Here is a 16,540-nt window from a genome sequence, read left to right as displayed (position 1 = left end):
TCCTACTCTTCAGTTTTTGATGTATTTACATCTAAAGTTTTAGTTGTAAGTGATTTTATTGCTTTATCTTGTTCCTTTATAAATTTTTCTGCATAATAATCTGTTCCTCTATAGATTAGAGAAATGTGCATTTTGCTTTCAACTTCCAACTTAGCTAATAATTTTGTTTGTTCTTCATTAGCCATGACTGTTATTGTTGTTGGTAAATCATTTTCATTTTCGTTTTCATCTCCTTTTATAACATCATTTTCTTTATCAGCTCCTTTAGCATTTGTTACTGCTAAAACTCTTACATATTTTAACTCTGGTGGTTCTATAGTCTTTTTATCATCACCAAAATCAGTAGCTATTATAGAAATTATATCTCCTGTTTGTAGTTTTCCAGAAAGACCTGATGCAAAGTCTTTTATTGTTATAGAAATAGCTCTTTTTTCGCCATTTAAACCATATAAATACTCGTTCTCGGCTACAGGTTGCATTGATACTTTTGACTTTAAGACAAGATCATCTTTTTCCATATCTACAATTGCATATTTACCAACCACATCCCTTTTTTGTTTTAAAGATGATGATGGTAAACTTTTTGAGTCTGATGTATTTATTTCTCTAACTTGACTATCATTTATTTTTTCTCCTCGCTTTATTGTTTTTAATACTCTTACAAAAGTCGTTTGAGATTTTATTTTCTGATAAGTAGGTGAGATAAATGCTATAGAACAACCTATTATCAATGATAATAAACCAATAAACTTTTTATTTCTAAACAACATTTTTATACTATCCATTTCTTACCTCCACTTATTATATTAGACATGATAAAAAGCACCCTATGGATAAATAAGGTGCTAATGCAATTTGTTTTTTAAATGCCTTTTTATTAATTATTAGCACTATAAAATTAATTAATAATGCTAGTAACAAACTTCCTGTAATAAATTTAAATGTTTCAATCCCTTTAAAACCAATAAAAAATCCATTACTAGCCATAAATTTTATATCTCCTCCTCCGATACCTCCTGTTATATATGCAGCTATGAAAAATGGTAAAGATAATACAAATAAATTTAGTACAGATGAATAAAAATCAATATTTATTATACCTAACAAGAATATTAAAATATGAATTTCATTAGGTATAATTTTAGTTTTAGAATCTACATAACTTGTATACAATAATATCTGTACATAAATAAAATATTTAATAATCAAAACAACGTCTTTAAAAAAATCAAATATTATAACAGACAATATTATTTCAAGTAATATTAATAGAATCCAATCTTTTAAACTCAATCTTATTTTTTCACCATTTGGTAAAATACTTATCTTCGATAATATATAATGTTTCATATTTTCATCTATATACCAAACATATTAATAATAATAGATTTAAATTTTGGGAACAGATCATCATTAAGAAAACCTGATAAGAACTTTAACAAAAGTCCTGCTACAACAATAAGTAGTATCCCTACTAGTATATTTTGAAGAGTAAATTCAATAGCACCATTAGAATCACATAAGATTTTTTTATGTTTCACTATTATTCTTTTAAATTTACCTTGTACTCTTAAAATAAAAGAATTAATTGCTAACATAAAATTACTAGATTGAGTTATCATTTTAGTACCTAATAACAAATTTTTCATTGTTTTTCCTCCTTTTTAATTTTATCTATATAAAAAAAAGTACCCCTAGAAAGTACTTTTTGTAATCAAATTAAAAAGAGTCCCCAGGGGACATATTTCTTTTATCTTCTACTTAAATTTTTCTATTTTTTTAATTTTATACTCTAGTATATATTTTATTAAAGACAATATTCCTACAATAACTAACAATATTCCTACAAATACTAATAAAAACAGATTAGAAACTAGTATAAATTCTATTTGTTTAATACAGTTTAGTTCATTTAAAAGATATATAACTAAAAACGTAACTAATGTATACATAAATATGTAAATCAAAATTTAAAAATGTTCGATAAAATTAAAATTTCTTTTGTATAATTTATATAATGAAATTCTAAGTAATTATTCATTAGTTCCATTATCCAAACAATTAAAAATAACACAATACTCAATCCTATTAAAATAAGTCCTGATGATCCTATGTCAATTTTCCTAGTTTTACCTCTTGATATATTGTTATTCATAAAAAACCTCCTAGATTATATTATAAATTTGATTCGGAAATCACATTTATAACTAAAAGAAAAGTTAACATTAATAAAGATAAGGGTACAACAACAAGCATGATTTTCAACTCCTTTCAATTTATTCTCATAAATTTTACAATCAAAAAAAGAAGCCCCCAAGGGACTCCTTTCTTGAATTATTGATTATTTAACTTTTTCTACGGAATTTTCTAACATATAAGTTTTTATATTTGACTCTCTAAATTTAAAAACTGTAATTTATATATTTTCTAATCTTTCTCATGTATAAATTCTAATTTAGAATTAAATAAGTTAAGTAAATAAAAGAAACCCCTAGGGGACTTATTTTCTAGAGAATTTATTAAATAAAAACTACTTTAATTTATAAATTGTTTTTTATCCAATTTCTTTTGTTTCAAATTCAAATATTGTATTTTCATTGTTATATTCTTTAAAATTTGTATCTAATATTTCATAATCTTTATTTAATGGAGCAAACCTAATTACTTCATTATTTTTATTCATGAATACTAAATAATTACAATCTTTATCATTATAAGGAGATTTACTATCTAAATCCTCTTTAGTCTTTTCACCTGATTTTCGTTCTATATAAGATATAAATGATACATCTTTTACTTTTTCTTTTACTATTTATCTAAGAGTTCCTAGACTATCATATGAAGAATAAACACATATTCTAGAAAATTGAATTTTATTTAATTCTTCTAAATTCACAAAACCTTTAGATTCTATATTTGTTACTATGTTATTTTCTAATTTATAATCAAATTTATATATCTTTTCTTCTTCTCTATATTCATTATTCTTAACGTTCCCTAAATGCATAAAAAGTAATAAAAAACATATAATAAACCAAATTGATACTGATAATAGAAAATCACATAACTTCTCATTTTCATTTTCACTCAAAACTATAAAGCTACAGAAACTTACTAAAGTTATAACTAAAATCCCTAGTAAAAACATTGCTAAAATCGAGGTACTCATATAAATCCTCCCAACAAAATATACTTAATATATTTTAAATTTAATCTGTACTTTAAGTTCCCTAGAAACATTTTTATCATGTAATAAAAGATTTATTTTTCTTTGATAAATTTATCTCTATTTTAATTAATTTTTCAACTAGTATAAATGATATGAAAATTCTTACTGTCTGTAAAAAAGAGGGGGAAGGAGACAAATATCTGTCTCCCAAAATCTTTATTTGAAACTGAACCTGTATATAAAATCTATTTAATAAATTCCATATATAGATTCAGTTTCATAGAGCTACTTACACATAATCTCTTTAACTTTTAATATCTAAGTCCCCAGGGGACTTTTTTAATTAGATACTAAAATATATTTTTTTTATATCTTTTAGGTATATCATATGGTTTTGAACCTCTTCTTTCATCAAATTTCAAATTACCATTTCTATCATTTTCATAACTTTGTCTATTATATTTAAGAAGTGAGCTATCATTTATATGAGTCTTATTCTGCCTGTCTAGTAATTTCAAAGTATCTCTTCTTATTATTCGATTTTCTTTATGTATCTTTTTTAAATCCATACAATTTCTATAAATGCATAAATTAACTGTATTTGCTTCTTTATTTAAAATGTCTGCTATTTCTTTTGCTTTATATCCTTTTGTATATAATCTTTTTACTGTTTCTATATCTACTACCTTTTCATTATTCTTTTTATGTATCTTTTTTAAATCCACACAATTTCTATAGATGTATAATTTAACTGTATTTGCTTCTTTATTTAAAATATCTGCTATTTCCCTCGCATTATACCCTTCTGAATATAGTTCTTTTACCTTATCTACAGCAGAATCACTATTCTTTTTATGTATATCTTTCAAATGAGCAAAATTTCTACTTATGCATTTTCTTACACTTTCAAAGTTTACTTTTAATAAAATTGAAATTTCTTTTGCATTATGTCCTTTTAAATATAGATGTCTTATTTTTTCTTTATCTAATTCTCTCAATTTACTCCTCCTTAAAAAAGTACATAAATATAGAGTTATTTAATTTTTATTACATTTGTTACATTTTGGGACATTTTTAGTTTGTTAACATATTTTTTGCCAATTCAATTACAAACTAAAAAAAAGATACCTTAGAGCATCTTTTATATTAAGTTACAAAAAGACAATCTCTTTTCGGCAACTGGCTGACTTAGCTAATTAGCCTTAGTCCCTATAGTTTTGCGTCACTAAATTTCTCTAGCTTTGCCCTTATATTTAGTTTTTATGCTTCCATAAATTCTCTACTCGCATTAAAGATATCATAAATAGAAACACCGTATATTTTAGATAGTTTTATAGCTTTATCTAAACTTATTTTTGTAGACCTCTCAATTCCTGTAATTCCAGATGTTGTCATGTTTAGAAATATAGCAACATCAGTTTTTGTAAGACCACTTTTTTCTCTTAATACAGATAATTTATTTTTTTTCAATTAAAAATCACCTTCTTTGTTTTTTTATTTAAAATAAATAATATATTTTAAAAATTAACACAATAATTTTTATTGTGTCACAAATTAAGCTATAAATTATTTACATCTACATTAGTTTTCTCTTTTTCATCAGATTTTTTATTATTAGTAGATGAATTTTGTAATGAATGAAACCAATATGCTAATTTTTCTATATTATCCAAATCATTTACATCTTTTACTTCATATAAATGACTTTTTATTCTTGCTATTAAATTCTCTTTATCTTTCATAAAACCACCTCTTTGCGCGTGTATATATACAATTATATAGCCATATTGGTGTATATATACACATTATACCATTGCTTATTATTTTTTTCAATAGATAAATGTAATAATATACACCTTTAATAAAATAGTTGTGTAGCCTAACACATAATTCAATGGTATAATAATCTAAAGAGGTGATTTTATGTGCGAAATAGATAAAGATACAAAAACAAGATTTGTTGAAATAAGAAGAGAAAAAAATCTAACTCAAGAGCAACTCGGAGAAATATTAGGTGTCACTAGAAATGTAGTTGCAAATATTGAAAACGGTCGTATGGTGGCTAGTAAATTATATGTTAACCACTTTTGTTCTAAATTTAATATAAATAAGGACTGGCTTCTTTATGGAGTTGGTGATAAAGATAGAGATTATTTAAGTGAATCAGAAGAAAAATTATTGCTACAAATATTACCAGATATTTTTTCAGATATAGCTCTTGATAACAAATCTAAAATGAGAAATATTATTGAGTTATTACCAGAGTTAGATGATGAGTATTTAGAAATAATAGAAAAACTTATTAAAGGTATCATAAAAAAATAACCCTGTTAATGGGCTATTTTTTTTTCTATTCGTTTTAAATATTGATAAGTAAATTCAAGAACTCTTTCATTACGAATAATTTTTATAATATGAATCATTTCTTTTTTCATTTTTTCTTCAAGTTCTTTTTCTATCATACCATTTCCCCCTAAGAATAATCTTTTACCCTATAATTAATCTTTTAACTTATTTACATTTTAGCACAAAAAATTACTTCAAAAATATTGGTACGACCCATATTTCAGTTGTTTTTTTACATATTTTCATATATATTTCATAAAATATAATTTATTCTACACCAATACAATATATTTTCATTTTAAATTTATAGAATTATGATATTTTTAATATTTTCCAGTATTTACTAAATATGTATTATAGAAAAAATTATTTATTTTTCTATTTTTCGACATATAATGTAAATGGAGGTGATTAATTGCTGAACAAAATATTGACCTATAATTAAAAAATATGTATATATACAAACTTAAATGTGTTTTTTCAGCATAATGATATGAAAAATGTGTTAAAATCTAATCGTAAATTAAAAAATCTTACTCAAAATGAGTTGAGTAAATTGGCTAATATAAGTCAAAGTTATATCTCTGATTTGGAGAAAGATTACTTCGTACATAGTCCAACTATAAAACGAATTATATCACTTTCAGAAGCCCTTTCTATTGAGCCTCGTGAACTTGCAGAATATTTTATTGAAAAAGAACTTGAATCAAAAGAATAATTATAGAAGGGGTAGAAATATTATAATTAGATCAATATATTATTATATTTTGTTAAAGAAGAGAATTGTATTTTTTGGTTCTGTTCCAAAACATTTCTATGCAAAAAGAAACTAAAAATAGTACTTTAATCAGTGCTATTTTTTAATAAATATAAGTAAACAACATTATTTTTTTATAACAGAAATTAATACAGAAATTAATACAGAAATTAAATACAATAATTAGTGAATAATTATTGTACGAAAAATATAGTAATTACAATATTCTTAAGAAATATAACTTTAAATTTTTTTTAATCTGTATATAAATAACTTTTACTTATTAATAAAAAATTTTCTATTATTAATAAAAAACTTTCTATTGTGTATAAGATTTAACCTAAAAAAGCATAAAAAATAGAACTAATAAGGTGTTTTATACTCTAAACAGTTCTATTTCTTTATATATGAGAAGTTGAATACAAACACTAATAGGAGTAGCCAAAACTAAATTTTTTGAACTACTCCTTATATTAGATTTTTATATTTTTAATATTATATTACTATTTTTAAACTTCCATTTTCATTTATATTTTCAAGAATGATGGTTCTTACAAATGCACCTGGATTCTTTATTTCATTATAATTTGTATCATTTTTATTAACAGTATATTCATTAAAAATATAGTTTAGAGTTTTTAGGACTCTATTAATACTATACTGTATAGATAAATCAACTAAATCATTTATAATAAGTTCTTTTTCTAGTTCAAGTTTTCTGATTAAATCTTTTTTAAATAATCCATATTTATCTAAGTCAATCTGTGAAAGAACTTTACTATAGTTATTACTTAAAGAGCAACCAGTATCATTAAAGAATGTTACTATCTTTTCTTTAATAATATTAATATATTTATTTTTAATCTTTGCTTTCGTTTCATAACAACTTGTATCTATTCTATTGTTACTTATATCAAATAAAGTCTTAGAAGCTTTTAGAAAAGCGTCTAAACGCTTACTTGATTTTTTTAAATAATCTGGAAGAACAGATATAAGATTTTTTTTATTAAATTTAATTTTTTTAAATTTTGTATTAGCATCAGCATAAAGTAATTTTTTTATTTCTAATTTTAACTCATTAACATTATCAAATTCAAATAAATGTTTTAATGTATCTAAAGACATAGTTACATAACCTTGTCCACCCTCAGATTTTTTTAAATGACTTTTATATTCATTATCTATAACTATATCAAATCTACCTCTTTTAACTTCTGTAGAATAAACCAATCCAGCATCAATTAAAATAGAGTGATTATATCTTGCAGTTACAACAGAAATATTACATATATCAGCTATATTTTTAAAAGAAACAGATTTTCTTACTAAGCTTTGATTGCAAGGTATAAAGTGATATGCTATAAATTGTTTAATAGCTGCTTTACTTAAAGAGATATTTTTATTTCTATCTGTTATGATCTCTACTATATCTTTACGTTTACCTTTATTAATTTCTTTTTCAATTACATAAGAAAACTCTGTAAAAGTTTTTATTTTAGGACAATTTGAACAAAATTCATCTAATTTATCTTTATGTAAAGAATAATTTTTTCTAATATCACATGAATTACAAACAGAGCTATCTGTTTTCTCTATTTTTCTTGTAGATATTTTAAAGATACCCAGTATATCTTTAAGGGTAGATTTTGATATTCTAGCAACAGGTTTTAAATTATGTATTACTGCAAACTGTCTATCCATTTGAAATACCTCCTTTATATGTGTAAAACATATAAAAAAGCCTTAATATTGTTATATATCAAGGCTTTGAGACATCAGATTTACAGTAACTTCCATCAGATTTAATCTAAAATAAGCATTAAAAGTATTGCAAGTAATCATAAAATATGATATTATAATCATAAATTATGAAGTAAATAAGGTCTACATAGGCACATGATAATTAATATTTCCTTTCTACTTTAAGTATTAATTGTCAGATTGGTAAGTGAATTGGCGTTCCTTATCAATCCTGTGTTTGTAGGCTTTTTTTATTTGTTTTCTTATATTATATTTTATATTTTAATTTTTTGCAATTATTTTTATAATAATATTTAATATTATCAGTTTTTGTAATGAGGTTATTTAGTCATTCCGAGTAGAGAAACCATTCAATTCTTTTGAGTCTATTTTTTTTTTAATAGACTTAATTTCTTCTTTATCTTAATGATTTAAATGTTTAAAACGATTTGCAAAAGCAAAAATCAACTCTTTTTCATCTTTATTTAAATCAGTAGTATTTATTTTTACCTCAGTTGCAGAATGAAGTATAGACTTCTTTAATTGATTTGTTTCATTTTCATTTAAATTATATTCTTTTACTATTATATCTTACCATTTTTTATACTACCATTATTACAATATAAATTCAACAATAATTAATTATTTTTTTTGCAATAGGAGACTTTAACTTTTAATACTTTTATTGACCAATGAAGATTAGCCATAAAAATATTTAAAATAATTGTTTCTATATATAGAAGAGTAGTCATTATGGTATAATAAGTAAAAGAAAATTACTTTTTATGCAAATTTTAATAATTTACTCATTTTAGAAACCACTTTTTATTAGATATAAAAAAGTGGTTTTTAAAATAATATTTCTATATTTAATTTTTAAGTCATTCTGATCTAAAGCCGATTATTATTTAAAGTAATAATAATCGGAAATAAAGTGAAAAATAATTTCGTTTTTTAATTGAAAATCTTTTTTATAAGTTTATTTTTTGTATGTGAATATTTTAAATAATTTATTCCTACTAGGATATATTAAATTAAACTGACTTTATCTATGAAAATAAATAAAATAAAAAAAGTACTAATGATTGACACTAGTACTTTATAGCTACTTTTACATGTTTTAACTGTATAAAACAATGGGTACAGTTCACATCGCACAGAGTGGCTTTTTACTTTTTTGTTTAACTTACTAATTAAGTAAATTATTACACTAGCTGCTAAACTTGCTAAAACACTAAGTAAAAACTCGTTCATACTTCCACCTCCTTCCTTTTAGGAAGTTGGTTTTTATCTTTAGTATGAACTCCACTCTTAAAATATAGTTTTAATCTTCTTGCTTCTATAATTATATCATATAGTTTTGGAAATTAATAACTATAGTTCATCCATATAATAAAAATCTCCTTATTTCAATTTCAAGCCTTATAAATTAAACAAGTAATGTAATTATACTTTCACAACCTAAAGGTCTTTACAATCTAATCTAAGAGCTTTTATGAATATAATGTATTTATTAAAGTCAAAATCATTAAACCATTAAAATAAGTAATGTATTTATTTTTAGTCGTTTTTTTCTCGCAATAGCTTACCATATTTTTTTATTTTGTCAAAACCAGTATAAATTTTTTTTAGCCTAAGAACGTTGGCCAAAAAAATTATACTTAGCAGAGCTTTTTGACAAACTAATGCAAATATGAAATCTTCAGCTCAACAAAAAAACAACTCGACTTTTTAATTCTTATAATTAATTTTTATGGAGGTAAGATAATGATAAAATTCTTAGTTGGTAGAACTTATGAAACAAGTAGTATTTGTGATAGAGATTGTAAATTCAAAATCAAAATTATAAGTAGAACAGAAAAGACACTTGTATATGAAGATGAAAATGGAAACAGAAAAAGAACTAAAATTCACAAATTAGAAAATATAAACACTGAATTTATAAGACTAGGTAATTATAGTATGGCTATTACATTTAAAGCTGATAGTAAATTAATTAATGATTGTATATAGTGGGGGAGGGAATAGTATGTATAATTCAAATACAAATAATATATTAATGGAAATAGATACAAATAAATATATTTTAAAAAATATAGAAATCGTATTAATGGAAAGTTCAAAAGACTATATCAAGAACTTTAAAATAATATATTCTAAATTGTTATCCTTACAATTGCAATCTGTATTATTACAATATTTTGATAATAATATTATCAAAATTACTGACAGTAGAATTATATCATCCAGAAAATAATTTTAAAGAAATAAATTTGAATGAAGTTACAGATATTAGATTTAACTAATATAAAATGAAAATATACATTATAAAAAACCATCCTTTATTTTGGCTTTTAACACCTTTATAATCATCCCCCTTTATGATTATGCATTTATTAAATCCAACGTCTTAAAGCAACCATTAAATCTTTTATTTTAAACAAAGAAATTATTTTAAATTTAAAGTCAAAATTCTAAGTAATGTAGTCACTTTCAGTCTGTTTTTTATCGCTATAGCTTATCATATTTTTTTAGTTGGTCAAAATTTTTTTCTTTTTACTTGTCCACCTTCATATATTAATATCCATTCATATAAGGTTGTTCTACCTATTCCTAAAATTTTAGCTACTTCAATTTTATTCATGCTTTTATCTTTAATTTTTGAATAATATTTAACAAATTCTTTCTTATTTTCTAAATCTTCTTTAGTTATTTTTTTTCTTCCAAACCACTTACCACTTTTTGTATTTATTTTACCTGTAATTTCTTTATCTTCTTTCAATTGATTTATTTTTTGCTGAGTTCTCTCTTGAATTGTTTCTCTCTCCATTTCTGCAACTGCCCCAAAGATACCTAATAATAGCTTATAGGTACTGTTTCCTGTGTCTATACCTTCTTTTAATATTTTCACTCTTACACCTTTTTGAACTAATACATCTATAATATCAATTAAATCTTTTAAATTCCTTCCTAACCTGCTTATAGACTCACAGTAAACAATATCTCCCTCACTCACTTCTGCTAACATTCTGCTTAATGCTTCTCTTTCTTTTGTAGCTCCTGTTGTTTTATCTCTATATATTTTATTGAATTTTATTCCTTCTTCTTCTAGGACTCTTTCTTGTCTACTATTGTTTTGTTTTTTAGTACTTACTCTTTCATATCCAATTATCATATAAATTTTACTCCTTCACTATTTTTACTATAGTTAGAGTATAGCATTATATTTTTGTACGGTTAAACTATTTTTCTTGTTTTTATATTGTCGAACATATTTTTTTGTTAATTTCCAATGATTTTATGTAAAAATAATACAAATATTGTGCGTACGGTTAAACGTTGGTTTAACCAAACTAATAATTATCATATTTTTCTTAATATATCTAATAAATATATAATTCTTAATATTATATAATATTAGTGCAGTAAATTTTTATCTTGATTATTTATAAATTACTATATAAAAAACCATGTAAACTAATTTCCACTTTTATAAACTTCTAATAGTCATATAAACATTCTGGATAGATTAATTCACATTCATATATTCTCTTGTTCAATATTATATTTATATATGGATACCTTATTAAAGCTAAGTGACCTCCTGGATATAATAATAATTCTTGTTCTTTTCTAATAGTAACGGTGTTTACATATACACCAATTGAATTTTTCCTAACATAGATTTTTAATAAGTTCTCATAATCAGCATATGGTTGACTAGATTTCACTATATTAGTAGAAAGACTTGTACTCAAAAAACCTTTTTCTTGGATTGCTGAATACGGATTTTTTTTGTTGTTTATAATTAATTTTTTAATAAAATTATCATCAACTAACCTATAAGTAATTATATTATCAGGAATTTTAGGTGCACTACTCAATACCATAGTTAATATATGAGATAATTCATGATATATATAATCACAATCCTTTTTCCTATCTTTTACATTTCTTAGGTAACTATTTATTTCTCTGTACCCTTCACCACAATAGGTTTCTATAGGTTTAAGAAAATCTGTTCTTGCAATCTTAGTTATTTTTATAGTTTTTAAATACTTTTCTGCCCATGACTTGTAGTAAGTATTTCCCCAGTTATCTGCTTCCTTTACAGAACGAAATCTTTTATATTTCGATTTATTACTTAGTGTTCTATTAATATATCCATATCTCTTTACTCGTTCATTAAAAAAATTATTCAACATATATCTCCTCAAATATTGCTATTATAGTTTAATTACAACCTCTATCTTTCTAATTCTTCTATTTTTACTACCCTTTTGTCTTTTTTGATGATATACGATAGTTTTTCTTTACAATTTTTCAAATCAATACACCCACTAATCAGCTCTTTTTTACATCCTTTGTCAAGAAATATTGATAATTTTATTTGTTCATTAACATTATATTTTTCTGATAATGCCATAATTAATTCTTCTGCATGTCCAAAATCATATACATCATTTTTATTAATTTCATTAAATGATGAATTAAATTTTACATATGTATTACTTCTTAAAAATTTTCTTTCTCCTATTTCCATAGAGTCTTTTATTATTGTTATTAGATGCTTATGTTCAGAATACTCACCAATTGAAGCTAACACTAGTGAATCTCTTACATAATCAGAATATGTTCTAAATATTTCTTTATCCAGATAAAATCCATTACGTTCTGCAAATTGAACAGCAAAAGTCATTATAGTTCTAGAATTACCTTCTCTAAAAGCATGTACTTTCCATAACTTCGATATACCCTTAGAAAATAACTCTGCTCTTTCAGATAAATCTAATTCGGACCATTTAATATTTTTCAGCTCTTTTAAAGCGAGTGTTGCTTCTTTTTCTACTGATTTATAATCGCAATACTCTACACTTAAACCATTCAAGACTTTCTCTGGTTTCTCAATATTAATTTGTCTTGGCTCTCCTGCCCAACTATAAATATCATCAAACAAATGCTTATGTAGTTTTTTTAGATATTCAAAGTCAATTCTTTCATTTTTCATTATCCCATCAACATTAACAAATCTTGGATGTGTCATTGCAGCTTCAAATCTTTCTAATGTTTCACTATCCTTTATTCCAAATTTATTTTTCAATACAGGAGCATCATCATATAAATATATATCCTTCATATTCTAATTCTCCTTTTTTACATTATATTTTCTTTCATACAATTTAATTATTTCAATTCTGACATCTTCAAGTTCTTTATTTCCATCCACATATTCATCCATTAATTTTTTCACATCTAATTCTGGTTCTCTTGAATCAATCGAACCAATCGCTAAAGCCCCATCAACAAATTCTCTTCTTCGCTCTTTAGTTGTATTTTTGATTAAGTATTCCTCCATAGTATCCTCCTAATATATGTCTTTTCACCTGTCGGCAACTTACAAGTGATTTTTTTTATTTTTCTAATAGAACCATACTTATATTATAACAAATATTATTGTTACATCTATTAGAAACACTATGCTACGCATAACGTTAAATAAAAAAATTAACTTGTATCATTTTAATACTTTATCAGCTTTTTTTAGTATTATTTTATCCTTGCATAAATTCAAAGATACATAAGATTCTTTTTCACTTATGTTCATCTCTCTTAACCAATTAATAGGTATGGTTAATTTCAATGTATTACTAAAAAATATTGTTTTAGTAGCTTTATCAATCAAATTTACATCTTCAATATACTTTTCCCTATGCTTCTTTATCCAAATTTCATCTTCATAAAAAAATAAATCTACTTTTGGGTATTCTTTTGATATTCTCAAATATTCAATCCATTCTTCATAAATATATACTCTAGTGCTCTTACCTCCATTCCAACTTAAAAATTGGATTTTTTTTACTTGAATATCAGCATACTCATGATAATCTACATCTAAATCTAAAGATTCAACTATTTTTTTTAATGTCTTTGATGCTACTCTTTCACCATTTTCAAGTCTTTCAATAGTCCTAATTGATACTCCTATATATCTTGCAAACTTCACTCTACTTAAGTTCATTTCATTTTTTTTACTAATTATTTTTTTTACTAAATCCATCTATTACACCTCTTTTTAAAGAGAGGTGTCCCCTGAGAACACCCCTCTTTAATTTCTATATTTTTATTTACCATGTATTTTTAACGTTGATTCTAATGTATCAAATAAGCTCTTTAAAACATCAAAGTCCTTTGTCATTTTTTCATCTAAAGGTACATTTTTTATCAAAGTTGTAATTCTTATTACATCAGATTTGACTGTATCTAATTTTGTTTTTACTTCATAAATAGCTTTTTTCTCACTTTCATCAATATTTTTATTTTCTAATTCTTTTTTTAGTTTTTCATTCTCTAATTTTATTGCTTCATTTTCTTTTTTCATTTTTTTCTGTTCTTCTTCAAAATCTCGTATTATATTTTCTGCTTTAATCTTTGCATCTTTATCAGCTTTAGATATAATTTCAAGTTGTTCTTCTTTTATCTTTTCTAATTCTTTCCTATGTTCCTCTGTTATTTCTTCATATTTATTCTCTAATACTTTTCTTTCAGATTCAAGGTGCTCTATTTCTTTATAAAATTCTTCTATTTCTTTTTCATTCTTACCCTTCATTTCTTCTTTAACTTTATCTATTTTTTCATTAATATCATTAGTTGCTTCTTTTAATTCATTTTCTTTTTCCTTGTTATCTTTTTCAAGTTGTTCAATCTTACTTTGATATTTTTTTTCTATTATATTTTTTTCTTCCTCTAACTCTTTGTATTTATTTTTTAAATCATTTGCTTCTTGTTTAGTGATTTCTAATTTATTATCTCTATCTTTAATTGCTTGATATAGAACTTTTTGATTTTCTTCTGATAAATTAGAAAATTCACTTGCACTTGCGATAGATAATCCATTAGTTTCTAATAGCTTAAGTAAATCGGGAATTAATTTACTTGCTATTGACATATATCTTTGAGCTTGTGTAGATTTTATATTTAATTTTTCAGCTACAGATTCTCTCATATTTAATTTTTCACCATTACGTTTTTTCTCTCTATATAATTGAATTAATCTTTTTGTTTGTGTAACTTTCTCAAAATCAGTTAATGTTCTAGTGTATGCATTTGCTTCAATTAGTGCTATCTCTGCATCCACTTCATTCAAAACCTTCACTTGACATGGTACAAGAGAAAATTTCTTATATCCTTGCTCTACTAATCTTTTATGTGCAGTATATCGTTTTTCACCACTTACCACTTCATATTTCCCATTTTCTAACTTTCTCACTATAAGATTATGAAATAATCCATTTTCAAGAATACTATTAGCAACATCTTCTACTTCTTTATCATTAATACTATAAAAGTTTTTTGGACTTGGAACAATATCATCTATATGTATAAATTCTATTTTAAATTGTTCTTGCTCTTTTAATTCAACTTTTTGAACCTCATTCTTTATATTTTCTAACTTAGTTACTGTATTATTTTTCATGAAATTTTTAGCCATATATGAAGTCCTCCATTTTTATAAATTTAATTCCCTTACTAAACTATAATAATCTTTACTTGCATTTGAATTTTTCTTATAAAAGATTACTGGTTTACATTCGAAAGTTGATTCTGGAACAGATACATTTTTTCTTATGCTTACCTTCAAAAGAATGTCTCCTAGAAATTCTTTTAAGCCTTCTTTTACTTGCTTATTTACAGTTGTGGGTTCATCTCTCGTTACAAAACAACCCATTATATTCAAATTCGGGTTAAATTCCTCTTTAATTTCATTAATTTTTTGCATTAAATCATTTACACCATCAATTGCATATCGGTCAACCACAAGTGGAATCAACACTTCATCACTTGCATGTAAAATATTTGTTGTTATTAAATTCCAAGCTGGAGGACAATCTATAATACAATAATCGTAAATATCCTTAACTTGTTCTAAGGCTTTCTTTAATCTATCGTGTTGCTTCCTTCCCATGTCAAGTAATATTTCTCTTTCTGAATAAGAAAATCGTATATCTGATGTTATTAAATCAATATTATCAAATTCTGTTTTTATTATTACTTCATTAGTAGACATACCTTTCTTAGTTAGTAACTCTGCTATTGTATAATCTTTATAATTATAATTTTCAGATGTATTTGATAAATTAGCCTGTGGGTCTGCATCTACCATTAATACTTTATATCCTTTTTCAGCTAAAATTGCTGAAATATTTATAGTTGTTGTAGTTTTACCTACTCCACCTTTTATATTATAAACACATATAGTTTTCATTTTTAAATCTCCTTTTTATATCTCGTGTATATCTCAACACAAGACTTAATCTTACTTGTTTTATACATAGACTACATATATTTTATGTAGTCTATAATTTTTCATATAATTTACCTCTAAGAACCTCTAATTGTTCTCTGAGTTTTTTATTTTCTTCTTCTAATTCTTTTATCTTCTTATCTTTAGCCATTATGATAATGTCCTTTGATTTTGAAGTCTTATCATACTTGGCTCTTTGATTTATAGTTTTACTTACTTGTTTATC

General features: G+C 23.9%; 21 protein-coding genes and 1 riboswitch. Of the genes, 4 read left to right on the top strand and 17 right to left on the bottom strand.

Going from position 1 to position 16,540, the window contains the following annotated elements; translation table 11 throughout:
- Positions 1-2 precede the first annotated feature (2 nt).
- The 8 genes from IR152_RS15865 to IR152_RS15835 form a co-directional block, all read right to left on the bottom strand.
- Positions 3-785, bottom strand: a complete 783-nt coding sequence (locus IR152_RS15865; protein WP_227452890.1) for a Flp pilus assembly protein CpaB — start codon at positions 783-785, stop codon at positions 3-5.
- Positions 786-801: 16 nt separating this feature from the next.
- Positions 802-1,350, bottom strand: a complete 549-nt coding sequence (locus IR152_RS15860; RefSeq protein WP_227452889.1) for a prepilin peptidase — start codon at positions 1,348-1,350, stop codon at positions 802-804.
- A gap of 8 nt (positions 1,351-1,358) precedes the next feature.
- Positions 1,359-1,649, bottom strand: a complete 291-nt coding sequence (locus IR152_RS15855; RefSeq protein ID WP_227452888.1) for a hypothetical protein — start codon at positions 1,647-1,649, stop codon at positions 1,359-1,361.
- 905 nt (positions 1,650-2,554) lie between these two features.
- Positions 2,555-2,683: a hypothetical protein gene (locus IR152_RS20115; protein WP_255624912.1), complete on the bottom strand. Its 129-nt coding sequence runs from the start codon at positions 2,681-2,683 to the stop codon at positions 2,555-2,557.
- Between the two features lie 129 nt (positions 2,684-2,812).
- On the bottom strand, positions 2,813-3,169 hold the full coding sequence (locus tag IR152_RS15850) for a hypothetical protein (protein WP_227452887.1): 357 nt from the start codon (positions 3,167-3,169) through the stop codon (positions 2,813-2,815).
- 350 nt (positions 3,170-3,519) lie between these two features.
- The gene (locus tag IR152_RS15845; RefSeq protein ID WP_227452886.1) at positions 3,520-4,167 is read right to left on the bottom strand and encodes a hypothetical protein; all 648 of its coding nucleotides are present in this window, start codon (positions 4,165-4,167) and stop codon (positions 3,520-3,522) included.
- Between the two features lie 173 nt (positions 4,168-4,340).
- Positions 4,341-4,425: riboswitch (cyclic di-GMP riboswitch) on the bottom strand.
- 4 nt (positions 4,426-4,429) lie between these two features.
- Positions 4,430-4,639, bottom strand: coding sequence for a helix-turn-helix transcriptional regulator (locus IR152_RS15840; protein WP_021424700.1), 210 nt, complete (start codon positions 4,637-4,639; stop codon positions 4,430-4,432).
- An 89-nt stretch (positions 4,640-4,728) separates the two neighbouring features.
- Entirely contained in the window at positions 4,729-4,911 is a 183-nt protein-coding gene (locus IR152_RS15835; protein ID WP_109277234.1) for a hypothetical protein, read from the bottom strand.
- 181 nt (positions 4,912-5,092) lie between these two features.
- Between IR152_RS15835 and IR152_RS15830 the strand changes: the two genes are divergently transcribed.
- Complete coding sequence (locus IR152_RS15830) at positions 5,093-5,494, top strand: helix-turn-helix domain-containing protein (RefSeq protein WP_227452885.1); 402 nt, start codon at positions 5,093-5,095, stop codon at positions 5,492-5,494.
- Positions 5,495-5,499: 5 nt separating this feature from the next.
- Here IR152_RS15830 and IR152_RS20110 read toward each other — a convergent pair whose 3' ends face one another.
- Positions 5,500-5,631 carry a hypothetical protein gene (locus tag IR152_RS20110; RefSeq protein ID WP_021424697.1) on the bottom strand — a complete coding sequence of 44 codons (132 nt, stop codon included), beginning with the start codon at positions 5,629-5,631 and terminating at the stop codon, positions 5,500-5,502.
- 377 nt (positions 5,632-6,008) lie between these two features.
- Between IR152_RS20110 and IR152_RS15825 the strand changes: the two genes are divergently transcribed.
- Positions 6,009-6,233 (top strand): helix-turn-helix domain-containing protein, encoded by a 225-nt coding sequence (locus IR152_RS15825; protein WP_227452884.1) that lies wholly within the window; start codon positions 6,009-6,011, stop codon positions 6,231-6,233.
- Between the two features lie 534 nt (positions 6,234-6,767).
- On the opposite strand, the gene IR152_RS15820 is transcribed toward IR152_RS15825, so the two are convergent.
- On the bottom strand, positions 6,768-7,973 hold the full coding sequence (locus tag IR152_RS15820) for a hypothetical protein (RefSeq protein ID WP_227452883.1): 1,206 nt from the start codon (positions 7,971-7,973) through the stop codon (positions 6,768-6,770).
- 1,806 nt (positions 7,974-9,779) lie between these two features.
- On the opposite strand from IR152_RS15820, the gene IR152_RS15815 reads away from it, so the two are divergent.
- The gene (locus IR152_RS15815) at positions 9,780-10,025 is read left to right on the top strand and encodes a hypothetical protein (RefSeq protein ID WP_227452882.1); all 246 of its coding nucleotides are present in this window, start codon (positions 9,780-9,782) and stop codon (positions 10,023-10,025) included.
- Positions 10,026-10,041: 16 nt separating this feature from the next.
- Positions 10,042-10,269, top strand: a complete 228-nt coding sequence (locus tag IR152_RS15810; RefSeq protein ID WP_227452881.1) for a hypothetical protein — start codon at positions 10,042-10,044, stop codon at positions 10,267-10,269.
- A gap of 282 nt (positions 10,270-10,551) precedes the next feature.
- Here the strand turns inward: IR152_RS15810 and IR152_RS15805 are convergent, their stop codons facing one another.
- From IR152_RS15805 to IR152_RS15775, 7 genes are all read right to left on the bottom strand, one after another.
- Positions 10,552-11,187, bottom strand: coding sequence for a recombinase family protein (locus tag IR152_RS15805; protein ID WP_227452880.1), 636 nt, complete (start codon positions 11,185-11,187; stop codon positions 10,552-10,554).
- Between the two features lie 325 nt (positions 11,188-11,512).
- Positions 11,513-12,214, bottom strand: a complete 702-nt coding sequence (locus IR152_RS15800) for an ADP-ribosyltransferase (RefSeq protein ID WP_227452879.1) — start codon at positions 12,212-12,214, stop codon at positions 11,513-11,515.
- Positions 12,215-12,258: 44 nt separating this feature from the next.
- Entirely contained in the window at positions 12,259-13,149 is an 891-nt protein-coding gene (locus tag IR152_RS15795; protein ID WP_227452878.1) for a Fic/DOC family protein, read from the bottom strand.
- A 3-nt stretch (positions 13,150-13,152) separates the two neighbouring features.
- A complete protein-coding gene (locus tag IR152_RS15790) occupies positions 13,153-13,368 on the bottom strand; it encodes a hypothetical protein (protein ID WP_227452877.1) in 216 nt (71 codons plus the stop codon).
- Between the two features lie 159 nt (positions 13,369-13,527).
- Positions 13,528-14,070: a helix-turn-helix domain-containing protein gene (locus IR152_RS15785; RefSeq protein ID WP_227452876.1), complete on the bottom strand. Its 543-nt coding sequence runs from the start codon at positions 14,068-14,070 to the stop codon at positions 13,528-13,530.
- A 63-nt stretch (positions 14,071-14,133) separates the two neighbouring features.
- Positions 14,134-15,501 carry a ParB/RepB/Spo0J family partition protein gene (locus IR152_RS15780; protein ID WP_227452875.1) on the bottom strand — a complete coding sequence of 456 codons (1,368 nt, stop codon included), beginning with the start codon at positions 15,499-15,501 and terminating at the stop codon, positions 14,134-14,136.
- 18 nt (positions 15,502-15,519) lie between these two features.
- The gene (locus tag IR152_RS15775; protein ID WP_227452874.1) at positions 15,520-16,275 is read right to left on the bottom strand and encodes a ParA family protein; all 756 of its coding nucleotides are present in this window, start codon (positions 16,273-16,275) and stop codon (positions 15,520-15,522) included.
- Positions 16,276-16,540 lie beyond the last annotated feature (265 nt).

The organism is Clostridioides sp. ES-S-0108-01 (assembly GCF_020662285.1).
Taxonomy (GTDB): domain Bacteria; phylum Bacillota; class Clostridia; order Peptostreptococcales; family Peptostreptococcaceae; genus Clostridioides.
Note: the sequence above shows the minus strand (reverse complement) of the source record. Positions and strands in the feature narration are given on the sequence as shown.